The sequence below is a fragment of the Enterobacter sp. 01-M-03-SI-ECC genome, from assembly GCF_047530215.1.
Lineage (GTDB): Bacteria > Pseudomonadota > Gammaproteobacteria > Enterobacterales > Enterobacteriaceae > Enterobacter > Enterobacter chengduensis.
Window position 1 is genome coordinate 1 of sequence record NZ_JBLKDA010000033.1, and the last position, 24,169, is coordinate 24,169.

Sequence of the window (24,169 nt, forward strand, 5' to 3'; positions counted from 1 at the left end):
ATTACAACGAATGGCATCCGCATAGTGCACTGGGGTATCGTTCGCCACGGGAATATCTGCGGCGACGAACCAGTCATGGGTTAAGTGATAAAAAGTGTATGGAAATATAGGGGCCAATCCACACCCTGATATAACTGGTCTCTCACAAGACAGGAGATCATCAATGGAACGTGTAATATTTTCAGTAATCTTTTTTATGATGCTGGGCGTACCTTTTTACCTTCTTTATAAAATTGCCCGGGACATTTTTGGTACCGCCGGTGCTGGTGAGCCTGCACAATTGCCTCAGGGCAAGCAAAGACGCTCAGGAGGCGCTGGTTCGGGTTCGATCTGGCAAGGACACCATCTACAGGGGAGCAGCCATTTGAACCCCCTCGGAGGTGATTGTAATGGTGAAAATAGCATAGCTGGTGGTTGTGATGGTGGCGGTGGAGGAGGTGACGGAGGTGGTGGTGGTGACTGATAGCCTGCAACTTTAACTATCAGGATGAAACCCATGTCCAGCAACCGGAAAAAGAATTCATTTCAACCGAAAAGCCCTGCCTTAAAGTGAAGCGTATTAAACGTGAAGGATGCTGAATTAGAGGGTATCGGTTTTATACTGAAGCGTAACTGGAAGAAGGATCTGAAATTAACTATTACGGAAAAGTAACTTTCTGACTCACCACGTACGCCCCTCGGTTATGCCATACAGTTTGATACGAAAACAGATCAGTAAGTAGATTGCTATACGCCGGAGAGAAGTCTATTTTTCATGCACCGAACCTGTTTGGCCTGCAATGGAAGCAGGTATAATAATCACATACAAAGGAGGGCATTATGAATACATTTTTATACGTGCTTTTGGCCTGGATTGTTGTGCTTTTTATCGCCAACAAACTGCTCGCAAGACGTAAGCCCAATACGGTTAAAATCCTGGTACAGCGCAACGGGAAAGCCGCAGAGGTTGATGCTGTAGTGGTTCAGGGTTCAAAGAGAGCTAACAACAGTTCTGTTGCGGACAGCGACGCGGTAGATAGTTATTTTGAAATGAATCCTTACTCCCGCGAAAACCAGGCGAATGGTTGGGCTATGCTGGCCAGAGACGATGACCAGCTTAAATAATCAGTTGAGTGTGATGTGTAAAGCAGCTTAAAACTCTAAATGGACGAACAGGGGAGGTGACAAAGATGACAACCAATACAACAACGACCACCTACCGCTCAGAAGAAATCGTGCCGTTCAGACGGCCCAAAGGGGATCTGGATAGTCGGTATATGCCTCAGGTGTATGCAATGGTGCGGAACTGGGCAAGTAACCCTGCTCAATATGGTGAGGGTGTACTGGCCTCCTACCGCCAACCGGCAGTAAACCTTGCCTACCAGGTAAAAGGAACTCGTGTTGTTTTAATTCTGGTACCAGTAGAGTGCGAGCCACCTGGAGTGATAATGACGGAAACAGTCCTGTGGCCGTCACTATCACTTGTAGAAGTCTTGCAGACCTTGCAGGAGGCCTGGCAAAATATTCCGGCGTTAAACCCCTGACGACTTCTGTCAATATCACCGGCTAGTGATTTACCTCTCTGCTGGTGGTCAGCCCGCCTAAGTTCAAATTATCTCTTTCTAAATTAGCCCGGATAAAAATCGGTCCCTCTAAAATAGCCTGCCCTGAGTAGGCTACGTCATACAAAGCGTTGGCCAGTCACCAGCTGGCTGGTGGCCATAATGCTCCACAGGATAAACCGTATCAGAACTACGCAAAGAAAAAGCCCCAACAATTTACCGATGGGGCCTTTTGCAGACATTTTACAGCCTTACCAATGATAGAGCGCTAAGGCTTCTGCTTAGTGAACAGACTTGCCCACAGATAATGGATAAAGTTGAGCAGAATGTATGTTACTCGTTGCTCGAATTTCATCGGGGCTTTGTACTTTGTCGTTATGTTATGAATATGAGTAAGGTCCGTATAGAGCCCTGGCGACTTCCTTGTTGACTTCAACACCGAACAGATGTGCTGAACAGACTCCGGTGTGAACAACCGTAGCCCTCGTCGTTGTTTGACTTTATGGATAAAATCGTCCATCCCCATACATAACCATTCCGGCTTGATGCCATCAAACTTACAACGTCCGTTTATGATGACGACATTGATACATTCCAGTTCTCTAGCCTTAAGAGCAGACTGAATAGCCCTGATGTGCCCCTGGTTTTGCTTAAACGGGTTCTGCAACTTGAGGGTTCGGGACTGAGTCCATTTCCGCCAGTGGCTTTCCTCCAGAGTACCGTAGAGCTTGCCTACGTAGTTTTTCTGCTCTATGACGTATATACCATGTGGGGCTACGAGAATGTGATCAACCTGCGTAGTGCTATGAGCCGACAACTGAAAGGTGAGATCACTAAGTAGCCCCTGAGCTTCTTCAGGAAGCCCAGATTCAATTGCCTTTGCAGTCCGCCGTTCCGCTATGGCAGAGGTCATAAATCCCAACAGACACAGCAACACGACGAAAATAAGGATAATGAAAGCTACCCCCGTAATGCTCCACAGCAGATTGAAAGCATCCATGTTACCTCACAGAGGGGTAGCTGGTGGCATTAACAGATTCTACTAAGCGGGTAGTGGTACCGGTAAGGCTCTCAATATTTGAAGACAGGCTCATCAGCATGCCGAGTGCAGAACGGAGATTACGATGAGGCTCATTGTAGTTTTTGAACGTGTCAGTGGAGTACATTTTTGAAAGACGTGTACGGATCTCTACTGACGTAAGATCTCCATCCACCAGGCCGTACTTAACTGCCTGAGGTGTTGGCCATACACGGCCTGAATAGAGAGAAACAGCATCGGCATCATGACGCGAGAGAAGCTTTTTACCCCGTCCAAGTTCAACATCAGTTATAAATTTTTCATGCATCGTGTTCAGGATCTCCTTCTGCATGAACTCCCTCGTTGAATCGGACAATGGGTGGAAGGGGTCAAGAGCATCTTTGAACTCACCGGCCGTAAGGGGCTCATTCTTGACGCCTACTGTGCTCATGATCTCTGACAGATTCCAGTGGTCCATACGCACACCGATAGAACCGATCAGGGCATTACTGTCGGCATAAATTGCATCAGCGGGCGATACCGCGTAATAGCATGCGGATGCGCATATGCCTTTCACACTAACGATGATTGGTTTATATGAGTCTGCGATATCAGAGAAAAAACGACCGGTACCGCTGGAGAGTACTTCGAGGGAGTTTTGCTTCGACCGTGCTTCATCGCCACGTTCTGTGCTCCCGGTTTTGTTACTCTTGTCAGCGGCTACAGATGAAAGAGAGCCACCGGCATCTGATACGCGTTCAATCTGTGGCTGGTGGTTTTCAAGCGCGTTTATCTGGCGGTAAATAATGATGGCGTCAGAGGGACCACCACCACCTGACTCTGCCTCGATAATAACTGCTTTGGCATGGGGATTATTGTAAGCTTTGGCAAGAGCTGTTGCGATCACTGTTCCATCGCCCGTTTCCGAGCCGGTACCCATCTCGCCAGAAATCCGTATTACAGCTATATGGTCTTTCTTCCCTTCAGCGTCCTGCCATTGTTCGTAAAGATTGTAGAAAGAAAACCCTACAGCGGTCATGGCAATTAGCGACATAGCAACTTTTGCCGTGGTATGAATGCGAAACATCTTATAAAAACGGTCAGCGTTATCATTGAGCGATTCTTTGATATTTGTAGGGGACTTCCTTTTTTTACTGCTTAACATCTGACCACCTTTACATGAGTTTTTGAAAGTTAGACCACAAGCGATTCAATGCAATTCCCAGTATCAATAAAGCGACTGGTGGGAAAAGTTGAGCGATATTGTTAAATAGTGACATATTTGGCATGACCAGGTAGACCATCGTTAAAGCACTGATCACCCAAAATGCTCGAAACCAAATACGATAAAACTGAACTGTAACCTTACCAAATACGTACCTCTTCAATTTCCACTGGTACATTCCATCTGCTAGCATGGCAAATAGATAGGGCAGAAAAACGATTAGCCACCCCAGGATTAAGTTCCACCGGAAAATGGACTGATAAAGTAAGAGGGGTATGTTTTTGGCCATAGTGTAATTAATAGAGGTAAATTTTTCAGCAACAATGTTAATACCTCTGGCTGGTTTTTTGGTGTCAGGGATCAGAATAGTATTCAGATAGTCAATTAACTTATAGTCATGTACCAACCAATTTAAAGTCGCTTCACTATTTGCAATGACAGACTTCCAACGGTCATTTGATATGATGGACCGGCTTGCATTAACCTCCTGAGTAATCTGATATTTGAGCTCCTCAGTATTCTGGAAAGCCAAGCTGTAACCAAAATAAATGACCATGCCAAAAAAAAGCATTGTTCTGAGCACTGCTGCCCTGCTTGTATTATCCGCAGCCATTGCTTTCCCTCCATTCACGAAAAAGAGCTAGCCTCTGATCGTGATTGCAATAGTTGTTACGCCACATCGTCGGGATACCCAGGAGCCAGTGGTACTGTTTAGGTATGATTTGGTCGATGAGGCTTAACTCCGCCAGTTCTTTATGCTCTGCGCTTTTCCACTCGATCTGTCCCACATCAGGAACAAATACAGCGGTCCTTGCTTTTGCGGCCTGGCGGGAAAATTCTATAAAGTTGATGCCCCACGGCGTCCAGTATCTGTACTGCTCGTTTAGGCCGATGTTAAACACCGGCAGAGAAAGAGTTGAGTCGGCAAAAGCCGAAATCACATTTTTGCAGACTCTTGGACTATCTATTTTTTCCTGTTCGGTTTTGAGATGAGTCAGCAGTGCACGGTCAATAATGCTGTTAAAGGTGTTTGTATAAAGGCCATTAGGGTCAGGAAGCTGATCTATGGCAGTAATGATTTTAAATTTTAACCGAGAAAGAAAGGGAGAGTCCTCAATAGTAACTATATGACTATGTGTTGTTTCTGGATGAATCTGGGGTTTGATGCGCTGTACTTGTTTAAAAGAGACACTACCTGGCAAATTAATGAATGCGCCCACCGTGCGTGTTAAATCGACGAAATAAGGCAAAAGATAACAACCAAGCATACGGGCATTCTTTTTTACAAGATCACACCGTACGTCATTGTTATCGAAAGAAATACGGAAACTAACGAATTTACGTTCAGGACCTTCGCTGGTGGTCAGTGATTGAATCCATTCATGGCATGATCCTTGTGGTACCGACCAGTAGCTGGTTTCACGGTCCCCAAAGGGATCAGTCGTGATCAACTCTCCCTTTAAAAGGAAAAGCTCAGACAGGGTATTTGCCATGGAGAATAGGGAATCGATATCGTTGCTCTGACAAAATTTTCCCAAATGATGAAACGCGTTTTTTTCTATCATAGTTAGCCGATCTCGAACTTCCTGAGAATCTGCGTACTTTAAACCCAAAGACTGAAAGCGCCTTTTTACGAGCGAGCGACATTTGCTGACTTTTAGTGCAGAGCTTAAAATTTGCTGGCGCGTCAGGACAATTTTTTCATCCATCAATGCAACTTCCTTAGAAATTTATTAAGATTTTTGATATCGAGATTTTGACGCAAAGTAACTTTTCCGGCCTTCTTGAAAAGCATTTCCGACAGAGTTGTGTTTGGCTTCATTTGTTTCTCAGCAACAGCAATAGGGATTTGGCCTACAACCTTCCTGCCATCTTGAAGCCTGGCAACTATGTGAAACATAGGGACCTGACCCAAGAGATCCTTTGGAATACTCTCTTCTAAAGTTGTCTGCTTTCTTTCTGAGATTGAACCTGAGAAGTTATTATGCGGCAAAGATGTTTCTGAACCGGTCGTATAAGTGACCATATTTGTGCTTATCGCACTCTTACCAAAGTTCTCTACAACAAGCGTCTGAGTAGGAGTATCGTTGACTCGCAAGCTTATATAATTGTTGCAGAGCCCCGTAATTCGATTGGCAGTTTCAACACTTGCCGCAGCAATAAAGTCGGAGATGGTTTGGGTGCAAATAAACAGTGCAATTTTCGCTGCACGACCCTGCGCCAGAAGGTTAATCATAGGGTTGTTAATGGCTGAGTGTGCCTCATCAACAAAAATACTTATCCTGGAATTAGCTGACATATCACCATCTTGAGCGTTGTAGCGACTACCGGCACAGGAGGTCAGATCTGACATTATTAATTGAGAAATAGCAGCTGCTGTATCGGGGTTTGAAAGGCCATCAAGCGAAATGTATAGCACCCCGCCAGTGCTGAACATCCCTTCGCTTGTTACAATTTCTCTTGATGATACTGAGTTCGGGTTAGGAGATAAAAGCTCATTTAAAGGTTTTTCAATGAGCATATCGAAAACAGGCATAATACCTGCGGTCATTTTAGCCATATGCTCTGGGTCGGACATTGAGTAATCAATAAGCTGGGAAACAGTATCTAACCAGTCTATTTGTTCGGACCCCTCGTAATTCATGAAATGAGCCGTAAACCATTCAGCGAGACGCTTGAAACGTACCGGCAAGGTATCGTTAGCGACGTACTTAACTTTTTCGGTCCAGACATCGTAACCATAATATCTCGCGTAACATGACTCCATTACCTTGACTGTAAGATTCACAATAGACATGTGGCTTTTCATGTTCTTGTGAATCAGATAAATAGAAGGCTTTTTCTCTATGTAAGAAAGCCCGGAAATCACATTGGAAACGAGAGCCTTGGCATACTGAACGAATGGGTTAACCTCACCGGGAACTGTCACCAAGCTCAAAAGACGAGATGTTAGGTCAGAAACATTAGTATAGGTGTTGCAGACATCAATACAGACCGAAGATGCTGGCTGGCCAGGATGAAATTTATAGAAAGGAAGACCGAGGGTCTTAGCCTCTTCCATTAGAGATTCTCGCCACTCTGCATCGTTCTTTGGATCTATGACAACAACAACATGACCAAGATGAAGCATGCTAATGCTTAGTAAACGCTGTAGCACCGTTTTCCCGGTACCCACGTTTCCGGTTATCAGAGTATGACCAAACCAATTGTCTTCAGTTACAAATATGGGTTCCCTACGTTCCACAGCAAAAATTGCATTGCTGCCGCCCATCTTACGAGCCATTGCGTCAAAATGTCTCTTAATTGGGTTGAAGACGAATGGCAACTCGATCTCACGTTTATCACTGGAGAGGTTAGCTATTTGATATGCCCGATCCGCATGTTCCGGACCCCACTCAAACCCATCACAAAAATAGGACTTTCGCTCGGGTATATCCTTATTTTTATTTTGATAATCCTGAACCAGTTGACGATACTTTCGCTCATTGGAGAAAAAGTTACTTTTGTTAATTACACGCAGTGAATCAAGACTAACGAACATGAAATGTCGCTTGAATACACGCCAATGAGCCATCAAAAATGGCGCTGCTGTTTTGCAACGATAAAGGCACAGCAAAAAAAGCAATATTGAGGTGAACAGAACTATTGGGGCGATGTCCAGTCCGTCTGAAGAAAGTCCCATATAAAGCATAGAAACCGAACAAATCAAAAGTATTGAGGCACTACGATACTCAAGAATAGGCCGATAAAAATTCTCTTGTGCATGGAGGTTAGTCCTCTTCGAATCTGACATTATAGGTTCCCAGCCTCTTTCAGGTTATTGATAATTCGTTCAATGTCCACTTTCGCCCGGTCTGATGCGGCCAGCAAAGTAGGCATGTTAAATGCATGGCATTTTGTATTGATCACAGCACCAGAATTAACGAGGTACTGAGGAAGCTTATTGAAAAGATCTTGAGCCTCTAACTGCGACCCAAATTTTTCCACGCAAGATTGGGTCAGATAGAGAGTATTAGGAGTACTTACCATAAATCTGTTTTTGCGCTTTCTTTTAAACGCCACCTCCATTTTGGACAGAATTTGATGCAGTACTAACGCAATTTCTACAAATTCAAGCTCTGTAACGTCACCTTCGCTTATAAGCGAGAATTCACCATTTTGGTCTGATTCAGTAGATGCAAAGACTTTACTGTTCAGATTGTGACCAGAAACAGGTGATGCTGGTTTTTGTACTTCTGCTTTGTCCGATGATTTATTCCGGTTGCGCTTGGGATTTTGTTTTTCTACCGGTGCTGTTGGGGCGAACAGTCTGGCCAGTGCTGGCGAAAGATGATGCCCCTTAGCGTCTGTGGGCGCATGCTCTCCATTTGATTCTTCAAGTACAGGAGGTAAGGCGGGCTCTTCACTTGCCATCACACTGGTTGCGGCTGCTTCGGTCTGGGAATACACAACTTCAGCTGGTGGTGGGCAGTTACCCTCAGTATCTGGTTCTGAGTTTTCTTGTCCTACAGAAACATCCATAGAGCGTTCATTCGTACCCTGGGGATCAGCGTTCTGTTCTCGGTTAAGTTCTGGTAATTCTGACGGCTCGGAGAGAAGCTTTTCATTATGGACCGAAGAGCTTGTTGCACAACTACCGACTTCTGGCCGAGAAACACTAAGCTGTGAGAAATCGGTATAATCAATGATCTCATGCTCTTCATCTTCTTTCTCAAAAAGATGTTGATAATGTTCATATTCCACAGCCTCAGTTTTCAGCGGACCAGTCGCGGATGCACTATCGGTTCCATGATATTCCACGTCGCCAGAATGTTCTTCGACTGCATTTACACGTGGGGGAGGCAGCTCAAGCGTTTGCTTTGGACGTGGGGCAGAGTTTTCAACAGAAGACTCATCATTAATCACTAATGCCTGATACATAGAAGTATTGAAAAGTGACTTTAAAGTTGTTGGCCTTCTTGGCTCATGATAGGTGAGCTGGAACCCGGCGCAGTTATCGCCGAGCTGGACTAAACGCAGATCGTCAATGTCCCTTACTATCCACATTCCATCGAGAGAGCCTTCTCTGAATGTCAGTTGGAAATAGGGCTCTTCACTGAATGCTTTTTCATCTAATCCCGGCAGCAATGCCATAGTGGTATCTATGTTGAGGTAGGGGACAGCATCAACACACACTATATAGTCATTGGAAAGTGGAGCGCTTAAAAGGAGTTCATGAAGTTGGTTGACCAGGACATGGGATTCCGTGTCCTTTGCCGATTCATCTTCACTTTCTTCTATATCAGGAATGACAGGATCAGCTGCTTCCTCACCCTCAGATTTAACTATCTGCGTGTCATTATCAATTTCATTATCACTTTCGGCTTTCTTCTCAAAATCGTCGGATGAGCCTTCATTTTTCTTAGAATGTATATCAACATCAATAGAGGCAGAGGAGCGGCCTAAATCATTAACCTTAAGAACAGCCGTCTCAACAGTATCAGTAATTTTAGTTATAACGTCCCGACCGGGCACTGGTCTTCTGTATTCAGTAACTGTTTTTTGCTCGTCAATGTAAATAAAGTCTTTATTGGCATTAACGCTAAAAAGACCCGGCACTGAGTCAGGGATTTTATAGGAATCAAAGATTAAACCAATCCACCTTAGCTTAAGAAGGTTATAGAATTCTAGTTTCCCTATCCCATTTCTAAAGATGTTTGATATTTCGTTTTCCGAATAGATACCCGGAATGAAGTAGTGAACGACACGCTCATCATCATAGGGCTCGACGTAACCACGTTGAACTAGGGATTCTACCAATACGGTCTTACCAGCCTCTCCCTGAGGGAAGTTATATTTATGTAATTCGAAATCATTGAGAACAAAATCAAGGAATGCGTTCTCGTTAAGGTATACCTCACCATTTACGATAATGATGTGCATAGGCTTAGCATTGTAATTGTTGATATTGATACTGGTAAAGTTGTGCTTGATGGTACTAATGGCCCTTGCTGCTGCATCATTAGAACGCAGACCCATGATAGGGTCACGTAAAACATTAAGGTCTGTACCAGTAGAATAGAAATCAGCGGTCCTCACGCATTTAGACAAAAAGTCATTCCCATCAGTATAAACGTTTAGGGCGGTGATCATTTTTGAATAAACACGTTCTTTATTTACCCGATCCAAAAATGCAAGACATACCGGGTTTAGGATTCGCTCAAGGAAAACGCTGGACCAGATATTATGTTGATTATGAATACGCTTTCGCCAGTGGATTTCGTATTCAACCACGTCATTTTCACGTGCCCAGTCAAGAAGACTTTGTGAGCTTGGCGTCCAAATGATCGGACTAGCTAAATTCAGGCTTACAATGTCGAGATCGTAAACCTTTCCGGCATCATGGACTAAACCACAGATAAACGCAGCATAGAGATATACTTTTCTACGGACTACTTCTTCATCTTGATATCCGATTGGTCTCAGTTCTGAGTGATGCGCATTTTTTAAAGAGAGTATGGCCACTTCCAGGCTGTGAGAAAGTAACCCACCAATACCATTATGATGATGATTTTCGGAAGCTGGCAAAAGATGTATCCAGCGAACATATTCAACCAAGGGCTTTAAAACTAAATTAGTAAATGTATATGCATCGTCCCTGATGTCGCTATCGCTGATAGCTAACATCATTGAAATTGAGTGCAGCTTTTCCCGATACAGAGACAGGATTGACTGTTCATTAAATGTCTGTATGCCCGTCGGACGAGTTGGATACTCGATGAATTTCAGGACTTCTGGATTTGGATGATCAGGAACAGTGTACTTCTGATCTCCTAGAATCTGCGCAAAAGGAGAGAGGCTTGATATATCCTCAATCATTACAGAGGTTGCATCATTCTCCTGAGATGAGAATATCCCCAAAATCCGTTTAATACATAAATACAGCGCCCTGAAATTCATCATCATACCTTATCGACGTTTGCCTGACAGTTCGGCTGCAATGTATGCCTGCACACTTTTATATTGCATTACTTTGGTGATGAACTCTGCTGGACTGTATGGCCCATCCTTACGGCGAGAAACATTCAGAGTCTTTTTCACATTCTCAACATATAAATTAATACTCTTTATAATGTTGTGAGACATAACCGGATAGTCGCTTACAGCCAGTAAACCCAATGAGTTGTACTCATACATTGTGTTCATGAGCTGGTTCATCTCGAAGATGTACTTGTAAAACCTCATGGTGTTGTGGTTATTGAAGTTGAGTTGTACTGGTTCAAAACTGAAAGGTACAAACTGAGTTGATGACATGAATGAGTCATTCTTGTCGAACTCAATTGACTTAATATAAGCAACAAGATTTTCTTTCATCTTATTGTTTTCTTCATGCAGCTCGTTGAACCAATCCTGAATAGCCTGAACAAGGTCAGGATGTTTAACTGCATCAACCGTTTTAAAGAGAGAGGAAATAGCGATACTCACATCATCAAAACCTCTGATGACTGCTCCATTTCTGGCAGTTAAAAACCGGTTAAAGTCTGGGGTGCCGGGGTTAATAATAACTTTGGCCATACCCTGGTGCTCTGGTCTACGTTGAGTAGAAGTTTGAGCGTTTACGCCTTGCTTTTTATTTGAACCTTTTACCATTACATCTTTTGGTTCAATGTTAATACGCTCATTGTCCGTGATAATTGCGTCGTTCATTGTGCCACCTTAGTTTTTGAGTATTGACGGATTTTTCGTCCAAGTTCGATATATGCTGAATGATAGAGCTCAAGCATTTCTCTGTAAGGCTCCAGCAATGCTTCCGTTTCAGAAATCATTTCGTATTCCCAGCTGGCATGGTTTACAAAACAGTTCTTAGAATATTTTCCACTTTTCATTGGTTGCACCCGTTTTGACATGTGGCTAGGCGCTCTTGTTTTATAAGGGCTGAACTGATGCCAAGTGATCGTTACTTTTCTGGCATTACCAATTAGCTCAACTTTTGGTGCGTAAGAACCCAGGTACTCCCTCTTTGGAACTTTGCTATGTCGGGTAAGGTTAATCTCTTGGTGGTTTCGTTCCTTCCACTTGATCCAGTATTTTGTAATGAGATCTTCAGCCTCAACACGCAAACCTTCAATCTGAGCACGTAAATTTTTACGTGTTAGCTCTATAGAACTTATAAGATTTGAATTACTCATGACGCCTCCTGATGTGAAATTACTATACCGGAGGAAATTTCCGTTTTTTTTCACGAACAGAAGATTTTTGAATGCTCTTTGATGAGGGAATTGAACAGATGTAATGCACTCGCTGTTTCCCCCATTCGGGAGGGGCCTTCAGAAACAGTAACAGCGAGTTTAGCCTCACTTCCATCGCTACCCCCTAAAGTTACTTTTGACAGAATGACCATTGTGGATTATTGCTTTTGATAATGTGCATTGCTCTATTAAAGTTATACATATATCTAGTGCCACTTTTCCAAAAAAAATGACCCTATGGAACTTTGTCCATAGTGACACTTTTATAAAAAGTGACCCTATGACGACATTACATAGGGTCACTTTTCAAACATAAGTGACCCTATGTGAGGCATTCATAGGGTCACTTTTCTTTGTTTAGTGATCCTATGTAAGCATGAGGTTGATGAAAAGTAAAAATGTCAGTTTATGACGGTCAGTGAAAGACGTCGTTATTCTAATCCAACGTTGGGAGGGGCTGGATTTAGGTTTTTTTTTAATCGCTTCACATTTCGTTAGCATGCGCAGGAATTTTTGATAAAATTCTGGTTAGTTTGGTTAAAAAGTGTTACAAGTAAGCGGTGTGGTTGAAGGGATAGATTTAAGGCTTATTCAAGCCTTAAGAAAATACTAAAAGTTACTTTTCACCCTACCGAACACCTAACAAAAAATCCATGTTGAAGATTTGAACAATTGTAATGGCGCAAGGACAATCAGCACATGTCAGAATCTGATAATTTAACTCGTAGCTTACTCGGTAAACTTTTCCGCACTGAGATTTCGCTTATTCGTAGTTACCGTGCATTTTTAATGTTATTGCCTGTGCATGGATCTTCTGCATATCAAACTGGGACTCCTCTTCTCCAGCGTCGCCTATTTGGGAAAGGATTTAGTACAGCCGCTGATTTAGCTTTTGAAGTGGAAACACGTCCAGGTAGTTTTTTGGTTCCGCGTACACTCGGAAAGGAAATTACATGGGAGAGGTTTTTTTCTGCGGTCTTGGACGGTGATTCCAATGTAATTCGTGAATATGATACAAATGATATTGACTATGGTATTTACGATGCCGGTGAAAAAGTGACTTTTCTGAATGGTACAGTGGATATCTATAATCCCAAGAAGATTCATGAGTTGCGTTCTAAATGTGTTGATATACAGAATGACTACTTTATGCAGGTGTTCTTTATCTCAATGCTCGCACCAGAGTTTGTAAGTATTTTCTTTGGTTTAAAACCAACTACAGCTGATGCTATTAAAGACATTGGTTATTCATCGTTAAAAACAATTAACGATGTCGTTCTTTTCCCACGTACAATTGCTTTCTCACAAGGGCATATTGAAGAGAGTGTTTCACTTAAAACGAAAGTTTTTGCCTGGGCTTATGAATTGTCTGCTGACATCCGGTTAGGAAAAGTTAGTGATGATTTGATGGAACTATTACGTTATGACACTATGTTCACCAGTCACCGTCAGGATGTGTTCAACACTTTAACAAATAAAGTTATGTTAAAGGATTATTGATATGGCAAAGGTCGATCAAACAAAAGCTAATGCTCTATTGCGAGCAGCAAGAACTATGTCGCTTGGGGCAAATAAAAATACAATACGAATTTTGTACGGTAATCATGTTGCTGAAAATATCGATTTTGAGCCTGGTGCAAAAACAAAACTCAAAAAAGGTATCCGGGGCTGGAGCAAACGCACAGATAACCGCCGAGCCTTTTCTGCTGTTATTGATGTCGCAGTTAACTATTTTGGTTTTGATCCAATAAATCCGGAAGCGAGTTTTCGGCAAATTGACTTCAACCGAATAATGAGTGTCCTTCATAATCTGGGATACTTTGTATGCGCACCGGAAGTTAATAAAATAATAGAAATCCTTACTTCTATGAAAGAAATTGAAGAACTAGGTGCCTGCGAAAAATGTAAACGCCCATACATTGTGCCAGTGACAAATGATGCTCATTGTCCACGTTGCAGATTATCTTCAACTGCTTCAGCCATAGAGAGGTATTCTCAAGAAGAATTAGATTAAATTTAAAAAAGATATCGCGAAACTTGCCTTGTCTGAATCTAAATATTGACTTAAGTCAAATTCTGTTGTTTGCTTTACAATCAAATATTAGTTACAACTTAAATATCAACTCTTGACAAGTAAAGATATAATTTGATTTTTCTTTATTCAGTTTTTCTTCGTTCCAAAAATGTGCACCTTTTTTTCTGTTGAAAACGTAAAACTACTTAGGTTCTCAAAACCTTCTATGCATGACGACTTCTTAATCGCTTTCAATTAATATATTTTATATTCTTGTCTAAGTTCGCTTCTTTGATCCTTAGCTATTCCTTTTTTGAAATATAGAAACAGCATTACTTGTGATGATTTTTTTCAGCTCTAAATACACCTGTTTTCAAAGCAATATTTGCTTTTAGATATTCGATAAAACCATGTTTTTGTTACACCGGATTTTTGACAACGTGCAAGATGGATGATCTTTCCATCACCGAGACTATCTTCTTAGTCAGCACTCCTTTTCCGTCCTTTTCAACATAAAAACGACCATGCTATACGAGCTCTAACCTTTTTTTTGTATGCCATCATAACCGCATCAGAAAAGGAGAACGGTCTATGACTCGTATTGCATTAGCGCCTTCAAAGATGGTTTTGCTTATGTCTTTGGTAATTACTGGTGCCCACGCCAGCCCTGAGCAACCCCTAATAAAAGATACGCCCTTTGTATCTGGCCAGGCTTATAAGAAGGGTTTCTTCTGGTATGACGATCCTGCTAAAAAAAGCGAAGCTGAAGAAGAAGAGGTTTTGCCACCAACCGGTGCTGCTAGCTCGCCTTCAAAAGAGGAAATGGTAGATTTAAATTCAAAATGGCTAAAAGAGAATATGCCTCGACTGTTAACGCAGGCAATGGATAACCCTACCGCAGAAAATCTATCACGTTATTACACGGCGCAAAGGTTAATGCTGGATATCAGTACGCGTTTTTCTGACAAATCAAAAGATTATTTTCTTAAAAACCCGATGATGTCTGAAAAACGCAGGCAACCAGTGGAAAAGGTGGCACTGGATGCTCACCGCACTGTTGTTGAAAAAAATCAGCAAACGGTAATGAAAGATATCTTTACTAAGTCAGGTTTATTTTTCTTTTTCCAGAGTACTTGCCAGTTTTGCCACGAAGAAAGCCAAATACTTCAATTTATGCAGAACTATTATTCGGTAGATATTCTTCCAATCAGTATGGATGGAAGGCCATTGCATAATGGCCTTTTTCAGGATTTTAACATCCCCAACGCACAAATTATTGATCAATTTAAAATTCGAGAGGTACCTACAATTTTCCTGGTTTCAAAGGATGGGACATCAGCTCAGCGCATTAGTGAAGGCATGATCTCCGCTGATGAATTAAAGAACACTATTATACTTGCCGCGAAGGGCATGAATCTGATCGATGACGCTTCGTTCCAGTCAACTCTAGATATTAAAAGGCAATATACCATCGGCGATGATGGCGTTATTACCGTTAATAAATCCGAAATGGAATCAGACCCATTCCTACTTCAAAAAATAATGGACCAAAAACTCGAAGGCTATGACATGCCTACGGCCGATCCGGTCAATTATCTCAATGCTGGCGGCAGTTTTGGAGGCACTTATGCGCAGTAATGCCGTTTTCAACTTCAAAAAGTTACTTTTGTCTCTTTCTGTTTGTGCTGCAATTTTAGCCCCGACTGCAAATGCAGACAACGCAATGCGTAACATTTTCAATGGCATGATGACGTCTACCAGCCCGGCCACCTTTTCCACAGCAACCCGTACAGGCATAGTTGGCGGGTCAATGTCTTACCGAACAACAAACGTTAATACCAACCTTGTTTCCATGTCGTTTCCAAAAGCTTCTGTCGGTTGTAACGGTATTGACGTTTTTCTTGGGTCCTTCAGCATGATCAACGGGGACCAGCTTGTGCAGGTGGCCCGTGGTATTGCCCAGGGTGCGGCTATCTATGCTTTTAACGTTGCTGTTTCAGCTATTTGTGCTGACTGTGCTGCAACGATTAATGACATCCAAAACAAACTGCAAGCGCTAAATAAATTTGCGAAAGATTCATGCAATGCAACTTACTCTTTCCTTTCTGAAAACGTGGGTACGCCAAGCCAGTTCGCTAACTCAGTTAGCTCTGGACCAGCCTCAATTCTGGGATCGATTAATGGTCTTATTCCTGATTTTGGCTCATCGATGACAAAGTCACCTGAAGCTGTCACTTCTCAGGTTAAAGCAAAGGATCCCGAAGAGTTCGCTGAAAAATTCAGTGGTAACCTCTTCTATATGTCGTTCATGGATATTGATAAGGGAACGATGAACATCGGAGGGGTAACGGAGTTATCCGGTTATAAACTGGCAGAACAACTTATGTCTCTCGTAGGTACTGTCATTATCAACTGGGATAGCAAAGGCGAAAAAGCGGGAATGGAAGTCCGCCCGTCTACCATGACTGTCACGGATTACATCATGGGGCCACCAGCTGGCGGATCAATTAAAATGCTCAAGTGTTCTCCGGCACCAGATCCATCATCCCCACGAAAGGCTCAGTGCCTTGTCATGTCAGAAGTTAATGACGGTGGTTTTAAGGGATTGAAGGATACCATTTCTGATCTTCTTTTAAACGTACAGAAAAAAATCATCAACGACGTTCGTGTTTCAGATGATGAATTACGCATTATCTCCTATATCGGCATCCCGACCATTATCGACTCTTTGCAAACATTCGAAGCACCGGAAGGGTACGCATACATTCAGGACATCAGCACTATTGCTGCGACGAGCCTCGTAATCAACATGTTGCGCCAGGTTGAGGCCAAAATTTCAACCATGAGCATACCGAGTGAGTCGCTGTCGGGTAAAAGGGATGATCTCAACCGATTAACAGACAATCTCTCAAAACAGGTTAAAGCCGCCTATGAGCTATCGCACAGCCAGGTCGGTACCAGCTCGGACGTCATTTCAACCTGGGATAACCGTCGCCTGCAACGGAAGGCTTTCACTGAAAGTATTCGTGGCACACGTAACTGAGGTCTGACATGGATTACAACATATATACCCTGGGTGATATTGATTTTGTCTGGTCGGCTTTTACCGGTATTGCCCTGATCTTTTCTCAATATACTGGTGTAAAAGAGTTCCTGACCACGGCCGCCGTTGTAGCAGGTGTGAGCCTATTCTATAAAACGTGGCTATGGCTTCAGGCTCCGACCAAAAATGAATTACCGTTTTTCTCCTGGTTTTTGGGGTTGATCCTTTTCATGATGGCAATGGTTCGAGTGGATGTAACTATTGAATCTGTAAAGTCGGGAGAGGTCAGAAACGTCGACGGAATTCCAATTTTTATTGCTGCGATGGCAACCGTCACCACTAACTTAAGCCAGGGTTTGCTGAAGGATTATAAAACAGCGTTTGATCCGCTTTCTCCGGTGGACCTGTCTGCAACAACTCTGGACGATGACATCACCCTCGGTCCGATGATCCGATTCGTGAAGTTTTTGCAATGGGGCGGCGATAGCCTGGGCTACTGTTCCGCATTTCCTGAACCGGCCAGCGGGCTAGGGCCAATGAACGTATGTGCTACCGTTCAGTCTCTTGCATACAACTGCCTGAAGGCTACCCAAAACTCAAGCGCAAATATTGCCGGTAAAGAAACTATTTTTAACGATATTTTCTCAGCTAATCTGGCAGATAGCATGGACCGGATTAATCAGGCGATGAAAGGCGCACTGAAGAATGCCTCTGCCAGTATTGTTGGCGCTAACGGTTCAAAATCTGGTACGTGTGATGAGGTCTGGTCAACTGTGAAACAGGTTACCAGTACAGCTGAAGCTCGCCAGACTATTTCCCTTATAGGACAGACAAACGGCATCCTTACTCCAGACGAAGCAAATGGTGCACCTACCGGCGCAAGCTTTACTGATGTTATGGCGTCAGCAAATGGTATGTACGGTAAGGCTATTGGTTCGTATGACGCCACCCTGAACCTGTTCATTATGAATGAGCTCAGAAATGGCGCAAGCAAATATAAGACCCCACTCGGTCTGGCTTCCGATATGCAGTTGTTTGAGGCTTCTCTGAAGCGAACCAACACAATGGCTTCACAGGGCCAGTTGTGGTTACAACTGTCGGGAGCAGCAATCGCATTCCTTGAAATGTTTGCTTATATGGTTGCTCCATTTGCTTTGCTTATGCTGCTGGCGTTAGGTGGTAATGGTGTTGCCGCTGCGGCGAAATATTTGCAACTTATCCTCTTCGTGAATATGTGGCCGCTTACGGCAGTAATGGTCAACGCGTATGTGAAGAAAGTCGCGACGGCCGACTTGGATACCTGGAGCACCCTCAACAGCCAGAATAATGCCGTCACGTGGATGGGACTCCCAGGGCTTGCGGAAACATACAGTTCATACCTGTCTGTTGCTTCCGCCCTCTATGCTCTGATTCCGGTACTCACATTATTCCTGATGACACAGTCGATTCACCCGATGATGAATGCGGTTAAGGGAGTGACCCCCGATGCGCCGGTGGATACTGGTCATGTAACGCCCAAAGTATGGGATGGCCCTAACAGCGGTAAATCTTCATTTGGTGACGTGACACGAACCGCCTTAACCAGTACCGGTCAGGGATACAGCGATGGCGGCGCAGTTGATTCAAGTAATTTCCGTCTTGGAATGTGGAATGCTGGTTCAAGTATCGCTAACAGCCAGGGACAAGGATCAGCTGTAACCTCATCAGTTATGAGTGCGGCAAGTAATTCATTCCAGGCTGGTTACAGTCAGATGAGCGAAATTGGAAGGTCAGGACAGTCGAGCCAGCAGTTCTCAACCAACCTGCAAACAATGAAGCAGATCTCGGATAAGATTGGTGCCTCTGTAGCAGAAGGTATTGCAACGAAACATGGGGTGAGTGCGTCTCAGATGGCCAGCATTGCTTCAAATGTTATTCTCAACGCTGGGCTTAATGGAGGTGTTGGAACTGGCAATGGAGCCGGGCTGAAAGCGGCTGTAGCAGGGCAATTGAGTAGCGGTGCATCTAAGACCAATACAGGCAGTGACTCGCTTTCAAATGACCTTTCAAAAGCAATCACGAATCAGCTTAGCCAGGATTCTGCGTTAACTGACCAGTTCAGTAAAGCGGCGTCTCAGGTAAGCAGCGATCAGATATCCAATACTAATGCGTTTAAAGAAGCATCGTCGAAAATGAACCAGGCGACACAGACGATGGCGCAAAATATTTCTACATCGGTTTCGACTAACGCAAGCTCCAATAGTGGAATGAGCCTTGATTCTAAACAAAGCATTAACCTGGACAGGTTCTCCGATTCTATTCGCAACAAAAACTTCAGTGATGATGATGTAAGGAATTTTGCTCGTAAGAATGGGCTGGATGAGAATGCGTTTATGGAGAAATTCAACTCCTATAACGATACCTTCAAGGCCAGTAATCAGCTTGGATCGCAGCTTCAACGTACTGACGCGCTTGTGGCTGCAACCCGAGATTTCAGTGAGCAAAAAATTGCGATTGATACCGCCCGGGGAGAGACGGCCGAAAGTAATAAACAGGATCTCCGTGAAACCTCCAGCCTGCTTAAAAGTCTGGTTTCCGACTTCGGTGGTAATGCACAGCAGCTGCTACCTATCACCAATCAGCTCGACAGAATTTCAGGTGACGGGTCAGGAATTAATACTATCACTCAGGCACAGGATAGAACTCCTGACAGCGTAAATACGTCTGGCGTGATGAGTGCGTCACGCGTAGGGGAACTGGGTGGAAGTGTAGATTCGCAGGCTAAACTCGGTCTTTCCTCCAACGCTCAGGACGCGACACAGCATGTCCCTGGAAAAAGTGAAGCTGGCTTTACTCCGTATAACCTTGATAACGCGGGCAAAGGCGATATTCAGGGAATACATAACAACAACGTGGGCCGCACTTATTCTGATGAAGAAAGGAATGTGCTTAATTCTCTCGAAAAGAATGGACCTGTACTGAATAATCAGGGTGTAGAGAAAGTCGTCAATTCGGGTCAGGATGTCAGAAATGCAGAAGGCACATTTAACGATCTGGAAAAGGTTGGAGGTCGGGTGGTTGGTGATGGAATGGATCAACGAGCCACTGCTTTGAACAGTATGTATCAGAGCGGGCAAGTTCGTGGCTTATCTAATAACACTGATAACTACTTTAGTCGTGTTGCCAACAACCCGAACTTAAGCCGGGACGATAAGCGAGCTGAATTGGCACAGCAAGCTGTCTTTACCTATGGTGCCAGCACCATGGCTACCGGTGCCGAAAGAGAGCAGCTCAAAGCGGATACCCAGAAGATCCTTAATGAACTGGGTAACTATAACGTTAACTGGAGTATGAATGACGTTAAGAGCATCCATAGCAGTTTCAACACTCATAACAGAGCTGATGGTTCACTTGAGTCAGTCGTACGGGCAAACCTGGGAGAAGGTGGGTCGGGCGGTGGTCTCGTTGGTAACCGCACTCAGACCGTCACAGATCGCTTGGTTGGGGAAAAGATAGAGGCCAACACTGAGCGGGGCGCGATTTCTGGTGCGCTACTCGGGGGCCAGCAATTTGTTTCGGATACGCTAACCAGCGTTGGGGCGAAACCGGTAAATGAGATGCTTACGGGAGCGGGCATCCTTCAAACCCAGACATCGATAGCAAATGATGCCTCTAACCCTGCAAATATGCCTGATTCTCTCCAGGGTAAAGTCCTTAATCACATGCAGATGTCTGATGGCGTCGCAGCTGTAAGTGACCGGTATCAGAGTATTAGCAGCGACGGCGTTTCGACTTATGCGAATGCAGCGCAGAACTCTGAAAGGGCTATCCGGCAGCAATTGACGGATGACCCACGCTTTGGGCCTCAGAAAGCAGATGAATTCATTCAGTACATGAAGTCAGAGCTGAGCAACACAAATGAGCCTTACCAGTCACGTGTCGATAAAGCGGATCAGTGGCTTAATGAAAATAAAAAATAAGGGAGGTTGAATATAACCTCCTGAAATGACTATCAATAGATTGTAAATTACTGCTAAACAATTAAGGCCGCAAAGTATGTGTTTGCGGCCTTTTTTTCAGAAGTACCGCTCTTGCGGAACATTCAACTGACGGTTTGAATCAGTGAAGACAAAAATCTATCAAACTCTGTATGAGATTCAATAACATAATCAGTAGATGCTTTGTCTCTTATCTGAAAGCAGTCGTCTGCAAAACTATAAGCGAAAAGTGACATGCCATCTTCTCCGATTAACACCTTATCAGTGAGATTTGGGTCAACGTAGATTTCATTGTCTCGTGCTTCAAAGTTGCGTATGTAAATATTTGACCACAATAGATTTTCGTTCTCTGCCTGAACAAGGTTATAAAACGTAAGTCCGTTGTACTCAAAACCATCCATAGCATTAAACACTTGGGCATAATCAAGCCTGGTTTTAATGAGTTTCTGTATATCTATATAGGCGCTCTTTTTGTGATCTGCCCACTCCACTGGAGGCGGATTGCAGATTAAGTCTTTCAAGACTTCCGGGGCTACCGGGCTGGCTAAAGGGTAGTGATCTGCAACCATCAACCTCTTTAAGCTGCTGAGTAGTTGAGTTAAATCTTTCATGAGCGCCTCTTACTTTCCTACCGGGTAGATAACACCGTTCGGCGATGGCCATAGAACTTTGGTGCTTGAATTATACGGTAGATCCTTCGTAATGATGGATTGTGCTTTCGACAGTGCTGAATGGTATGGTGAATTCTGAATAAGTACCAGGTTGTCTATAGCGTTTGTGCCACCATCATCAAGAGGGATCTTGTGGTGAACCTGCCACCCAGAGGGGACCTTGCCTGTTGCAAGTTTCATCAAATCGTTAGGTTCAAACGTAGCCAGGGCATCTGGGTGGTCTGAAAGTGATTTAAGGAAGTTAGGGCGTACAGTATTGTTGAATTGTCCACGGAGAGCTAAATATTCAGCTCTGTCTCGGCGCATGTAGTTCAATTCGCTAACATTCATATCATCGAGCAAAACGTGTGCTTTTTTGTACTTGCCGAGATAACTTGTCAATTCATCCGCAGACCTTGGATTTCGGATAACCAGAAGTGAAGCCGCTGCAACCAGCATACCTGAAGTTGTTTCGTTCAATACCTGGTCATAGCCTTCAACAGCTTCGCCGCCAAGTTGTTCAGCCGTATGTCGAAATCCCTCCACATTTCCATTATAAAGCCCGCCAGCTGCGAGAAGACGACCAGCCGCTTTGGAATTAATGGTTTTTGTTGATTGGGCGTGCTGTGCTGGTGTCGTTGATCGAACGTAATACCCCGGGCGTTTCAACTGACGAGAGATGATATCGCGCAGACGGGTAAAGAGGGACAGGGGCAGGTCATTGCGTAGGTTGCCATTTGATATAACCCCCGGCCCGGCATTGCCGGTTATGTCTTTTCTAAGCAGAACGATCTTACCGTATCTGATGTCGTCAAGCGTATCGCGGTAAGCGAGCCAGGGGCGTTGATGGTGGAACTGGTGATACCGGCTGACAAACTGTGTATATCCCTGCGGTAAATTCCATTCCTGAATAATCCGGTTTGGCAGGGCGGTATCTTCGAGGTCATGTACCGCCGTGGCCGGATGTATGATGTGGGGAATATCCTCAAGGTATATGTCATCCAGTGACTTAGCCTGACAGTGATGCAGCATAATGTCCCTTTCTTGTCGAATTCATATGAGACATTATTGCGTATGGTATAAAACAATCAATCCTAAAGTGGATGGGCGTACGAGATCAGCAGTGACAGGGTAAAAGGAAAGTTACTTTGTTCATCAGCGTCCCATGAGCTGATGGTACCTTGCGTTAAGAGCTGCAAGGTCAGATTCGGTGAGGCCCGTGTAATAATCGGTTTTGTGCAAATGCGGATAACCGGCCGGAAATAATGATTCGTCGTCATCAAGGCAGATAAATGCTTTAACTCGATGTGAAAAGACAAAGTCCTCACACTCGGCAGCCCGCACACCAGTCTGTCCGTGTTTTAAATATACCGAACCGGTTGCACCTATGATTTTGTCTCTATAAGGCACCCGGAACAGAGATTTCAGATAACTTGTATTAGCGCACTCACGCCATGAGCTGGAGATAACAATCACCATGGCAGGGCAGTTATCCAGCAATTTCTCTAACAGTGGCATTCGCTCAAAGGTTTCATTTTTACACCTGTGGCAAACCCCATCGAAATCTAAGAAAAGCACGACATGCGAATCAGGGAGAGGGGCCCATAAACCAGCTGTTGTTTCTTCATGAACACATACTTCTTCATGATGAGGGTTTTTCTGGATCAAGAAAGAAGAGAGAATCTTAAATAAATTTCTTGCAGAAGAAGACAATATATTACTCCTGAGTCAGTGTGAAATATTTGTGGTGGTTTACCCAAGCCACTCGATGATCTTCTGTAATATCGGGTTGTATTTATTTAACAACAGGAGTCGGGTTTTGCTCCGGGACATTTTTAGCTATATGGCCATTGTATCGAGGAGGTTGCTGGGTCCATTGATAAAGCTCACCCATCCCGTTACGCTGCTGGATCCGGCGATTGTACTTTACCATGAAGTTAAATATGTACTTTGCACGTACCTTTGGGGTTTTGCTGTTGTAATCTGCAATCCCTTCAAACACATTGCCCTTGCGATCAACAATTTTTCTATAGAGCCACCATGTTCCAACCCAGAAACTTGCGCAAGCATCGTAAGCCAGAACCCGCCACGTTACCGTCGGGAAATGCTTTTTTATTTCAGGTAGATTGGATGAGTTGATCTGCATTGGGCCAATATCATAAGTGCCGTTAGTATTCCTGCTGAAAGTACCAACCTTACCGCCTTCATTGTCAAACAACGTAAAAACCAGTTCAGCATCAATTCCGAAGTAGCGGGCGGCATCCGTAATGCACTGAGTGTAAATCTCATCAGGAACGGGAATAGGTTTCACATCATCTGCTGGTGGTGTAAACACAACGATTTCTCCACTGAATCTACGTTTTATCTATTCTCCCATATATCTATCGACTTTCTTTCGGCTTTACCCGTTGATTTAAGCGTTTAAGCAAAATTCTGGAATTTTGGGGCGTGATAATATTAGTGCTCGATTTAA

20 protein-coding genes are annotated in these 24,169 nt (G+C 43.8%); 8 read left to right on the plus strand and 12 right to left on the minus strand.

What is annotated here, in order from left to right; all coding sequences use genetic code 11:
* Nucleotides 1–163 precede the first annotated feature (163 nt).
* From ACMWKK_RS21890 to ACMWKK_RS21900, 3 genes are all read left to right on the plus strand, one after another.
* The gene (locus ACMWKK_RS21890) at nucleotides 164–463 is read left to right on the plus strand and encodes a hypothetical protein (RefSeq protein WP_000442693.1); all 300 of its coding nucleotides are present in this window, start codon (nucleotides 164–166) and stop codon (nucleotides 461–463) included.
* 356 nt (nucleotides 464–819) lie between these two features.
* A complete protein-coding gene (locus tag ACMWKK_RS21895; RefSeq protein WP_001091367.1) occupies nucleotides 820–1,104 on the plus strand; it encodes a hypothetical protein in 285 nt (94 codons plus the stop codon).
* Between the two features lie 65 nt (nucleotides 1,105–1,169).
* Complete coding sequence (locus tag ACMWKK_RS21900) at nucleotides 1,170–1,523, plus strand: hypothetical protein (RefSeq protein ID WP_000210769.1); 354 nt, start codon at nucleotides 1,170–1,172, stop codon at nucleotides 1,521–1,523.
* Nucleotides 1,524–1,809: 286 nt separating this feature from the next.
* On the opposite strand, the gene ACMWKK_RS21905 is transcribed toward ACMWKK_RS21900, so the two are convergent.
* The 8 genes from ACMWKK_RS21905 to mobI are packed head-to-tail and all read right to left on the minus strand — an operon-like array spanning nucleotide 1,810 to nucleotide 11,952.
* Entirely contained in the window at nucleotides 1,810–2,541 is a 732-nt protein-coding gene (locus ACMWKK_RS21905) for a nuclease-related domain-containing protein (protein WP_000338612.1), read from the minus strand.
* Nucleotide 2,542: 1 nt separating this feature from the next.
* Nucleotides 2,543–3,724: a S49 family peptidase gene (locus ACMWKK_RS21910; RefSeq protein WP_094166803.1), complete on the minus strand. Its 1,182-nt coding sequence runs from the start codon at nucleotides 3,722–3,724 to the stop codon at nucleotides 2,543–2,545.
* A gap of 10 nt (nucleotides 3,725–3,734) precedes the next feature.
* Entirely contained in the window at nucleotides 3,735–4,397 is a 663-nt protein-coding gene (locus ACMWKK_RS21915; protein WP_000718549.1) for a DUF4400 domain-containing protein, read from the minus strand.
* Nucleotides 4,384–5,493: a hypothetical protein gene (locus ACMWKK_RS21920; RefSeq protein WP_000343600.1), complete on the minus strand. Its 1,110-nt coding sequence runs from the start codon at nucleotides 5,491–5,493 to the stop codon at nucleotides 4,384–4,386. Before ACMWKK_RS21920 ends, ACMWKK_RS21915 begins: the two co-directional genes overlap by 14 nt.
* Nucleotides 5,493–7,577 (minus strand): conjugative transfer system coupling protein TraD, encoded by a 2,085-nt coding sequence (gene traD / locus ACMWKK_RS21925; RefSeq protein WP_001284073.1) that lies wholly within the window; start codon nucleotides 7,575–7,577, stop codon nucleotides 5,493–5,495. Before traD ends, ACMWKK_RS21920 begins: the two co-directional genes overlap by 1 nt.
* The gene (mobH, locus tag ACMWKK_RS21930; protein ID WP_001011152.1) at nucleotides 7,577–10,723 is read right to left on the minus strand and encodes a MobH family relaxase; all 3,147 of its coding nucleotides are present in this window, start codon (nucleotides 10,721–10,723) and stop codon (nucleotides 7,577–7,579) included. Before mobH ends, traD begins: the two co-directional genes overlap by 1 nt.
* Before the next feature lie 9 nt (nucleotides 10,724–10,732).
* Nucleotides 10,733–11,470: a hypothetical protein gene (locus ACMWKK_RS21935; RefSeq protein WP_000995978.1), complete on the minus strand. Its 738-nt coding sequence runs from the start codon at nucleotides 11,468–11,470 to the stop codon at nucleotides 10,733–10,735.
* The gene (gene mobI / locus ACMWKK_RS21940) at nucleotides 11,467–11,952 is read right to left on the minus strand and encodes a conjugative transfer protein MobI(A/C) (RefSeq protein WP_000071885.1); all 486 of its coding nucleotides are present in this window, start codon (nucleotides 11,950–11,952) and stop codon (nucleotides 11,467–11,469) included. Before mobI ends, ACMWKK_RS21935 begins: the two co-directional genes overlap by 4 nt.
* Nucleotides 11,953–12,711: 759 nt before the next feature.
* On the opposite strand from mobI, the gene ACMWKK_RS21945 reads away from it, so the two are divergent.
* The 5 genes from ACMWKK_RS21945 to ACMWKK_RS21965 all read left to right on the plus strand — a co-directional run bounded on the left by ACMWKK_RS21945 (nucleotide 12,712) and on the right by ACMWKK_RS21965 (nucleotide 21,028).
* A complete protein-coding gene (locus ACMWKK_RS21945; protein WP_000004208.1) occupies nucleotides 12,712–13,512 on the plus strand; it encodes a hypothetical protein in 801 nt (266 codons plus the stop codon).
* A 1-nt stretch (nucleotide 13,513) separates the two neighbouring features.
* Nucleotides 13,514–14,026 carry a hypothetical protein gene (locus tag ACMWKK_RS21950; RefSeq protein WP_001140952.1) on the plus strand — a complete coding sequence of 171 codons (513 nt, stop codon included), beginning with the start codon at nucleotides 13,514–13,516 and terminating at the stop codon, nucleotides 14,024–14,026.
* Between the two features lie 591 nt (nucleotides 14,027–14,617).
* Entirely contained in the window at nucleotides 14,618–15,664 is a 1,047-nt protein-coding gene (locus ACMWKK_RS21955; protein WP_000196727.1) for a thioredoxin family protein, read from the plus strand.
* Nucleotides 15,654–17,069, plus strand: a complete 1,416-nt coding sequence (gene trhH / locus ACMWKK_RS21960) for an IncHI-type conjugal transfer protein TrhH (protein ID WP_001257292.1) — start codon at nucleotides 15,654–15,656, stop codon at nucleotides 17,067–17,069. The genes ACMWKK_RS21955 and trhH overlap by 11 nt, the downstream gene beginning before the upstream one ends.
* A gap of 8 nt (nucleotides 17,070–17,077) precedes the next feature.
* Entirely contained in the window at nucleotides 17,078–21,028 is a 3,951-nt protein-coding gene (locus tag ACMWKK_RS21965) for a conjugal transfer protein TraG N-terminal domain-containing protein (RefSeq protein WP_094166804.1), read from the plus strand.
* 122 nt (nucleotides 21,029–21,150) lie between these two features.
* On the opposite strand, the gene ACMWKK_RS21970 is transcribed toward ACMWKK_RS21965, so the two are convergent.
* From ACMWKK_RS21970 to ACMWKK_RS21985, 4 genes are all read right to left on the minus strand, one after another.
* Complete coding sequence (locus ACMWKK_RS21970; protein WP_000654195.1) at nucleotides 21,151–21,657, minus strand: YrhA family protein; 507 nt, start codon at nucleotides 21,655–21,657, stop codon at nucleotides 21,151–21,153.
* Between the two features lie 9 nt (nucleotides 21,658–21,666).
* Complete coding sequence (locus tag ACMWKK_RS21975) at nucleotides 21,667–22,728, minus strand: HNH endonuclease signature motif containing protein (RefSeq protein WP_000902297.1); 1,062 nt, start codon at nucleotides 22,726–22,728, stop codon at nucleotides 21,667–21,669.
* Between the two features lie 123 nt (nucleotides 22,729–22,851).
* A complete protein-coding gene (locus ACMWKK_RS21980) occupies nucleotides 22,852–23,409 on the minus strand; it encodes an HAD domain-containing protein (protein WP_001371950.1) in 558 nt (185 codons plus the stop codon).
* An 82-nt stretch (nucleotides 23,410–23,491) separates the two neighbouring features.
* Nucleotides 23,492–24,031 (minus strand): lytic transglycosylase domain-containing protein, encoded by a 540-nt coding sequence (locus tag ACMWKK_RS21985; protein ID WP_000494968.1) that lies wholly within the window; start codon nucleotides 24,029–24,031, stop codon nucleotides 23,492–23,494.
* Nucleotides 24,032–24,169: the final 138 nt, after the last annotated feature.

Bases quoted from the DNA above. Each gene is read 5' to 3' on its own strand.
- ACMWKK_RS21890 (WP_000442693.1), top strand. From the start codon at position 164: ATGGAACGTGTAATATTTTCAGTAATCTTTTTTATGATGCTGGGCGTA.
- ACMWKK_RS21895 (WP_001091367.1), top strand. From the start codon at position 820: ATGAATACATTTTTATACGTGCTTTTGGCCTGGATTGTTGTGCTTTTT.
- ACMWKK_RS21900 (WP_000210769.1), top strand. From the start codon at position 1,170: ATGACAACCAATACAACAACGACCACCTACCGCTCAGAAGAAATCGTG.
- ACMWKK_RS21905 (WP_000338612.1), bottom strand. From the start codon at position 2,541: ATGGATGCTTTCAATCTGCTGTGGAGCATTACGGGGGTAGCTTTCATT.
- ACMWKK_RS21910 (WP_094166803.1), bottom strand. From the start codon at position 3,724: ATGTTAAGCAGTAAAAAAAGGAAGTCCCCTACAAATATCAAAGAATCG.
- ACMWKK_RS21915 (WP_000718549.1), bottom strand. From the start codon at position 4,397: ATGGCTGCGGATAATACAAGCAGGGCAGCAGTGCTCAGAACAATGCTT.
- ACMWKK_RS21920 (WP_000343600.1), bottom strand. From the start codon at position 5,493: ATGGATGAAAAAATTGTCCTGACGCGCCAGCAAATTTTAAGCTCTGCA.
- traD (WP_001284073.1), bottom strand. From the start codon at position 7,577: ATGTCAGATTCGAAGAGGACTAACCTCCATGCACAAGAGAATTTTTAT.
- mobH (WP_001011152.1), bottom strand. From the start codon at position 10,723: ATGAATTTCAGGGCGCTGTATTTATGTATTAAACGGATTTTGGGGATA.
- ACMWKK_RS21935 (WP_000995978.1), bottom strand. From the start codon at position 11,470: ATGAACGACGCAATTATCACGGACAATGAGCGTATTAACATTGAACCA.
- mobI (WP_000071885.1), bottom strand. From the start codon at position 11,952: ATGAGTAATTCAAATCTTATAAGTTCTATAGAGCTAACACGTAAAAAT.
- ACMWKK_RS21945 (WP_000004208.1), top strand. From the start codon at position 12,712: ATGTCAGAATCTGATAATTTAACTCGTAGCTTACTCGGTAAACTTTTC.
- ACMWKK_RS21950 (WP_001140952.1), top strand. From the start codon at position 13,514: ATGGCAAAGGTCGATCAAACAAAAGCTAATGCTCTATTGCGAGCAGCA.
- ACMWKK_RS21955 (WP_000196727.1), top strand. From the start codon at position 14,618: ATGACTCGTATTGCATTAGCGCCTTCAAAGATGGTTTTGCTTATGTCT.
- trhH (WP_001257292.1), top strand. From the start codon at position 15,654: ATGCGCAGTAATGCCGTTTTCAACTTCAAAAAGTTACTTTTGTCTCTT.
- ACMWKK_RS21965 (WP_094166804.1), top strand. From the start codon at position 17,078: ATGGATTACAACATATATACCCTGGGTGATATTGATTTTGTCTGGTCG.
- ACMWKK_RS21970 (WP_000654195.1), bottom strand. From the start codon at position 21,657: ATGAAAGATTTAACTCAACTACTCAGCAGCTTAAAGAGGTTGATGGTT.
- ACMWKK_RS21975 (WP_000902297.1), bottom strand. From the start codon at position 22,728: ATGCTGCATCACTGTCAGGCTAAGTCACTGGATGACATATACCTTGAG.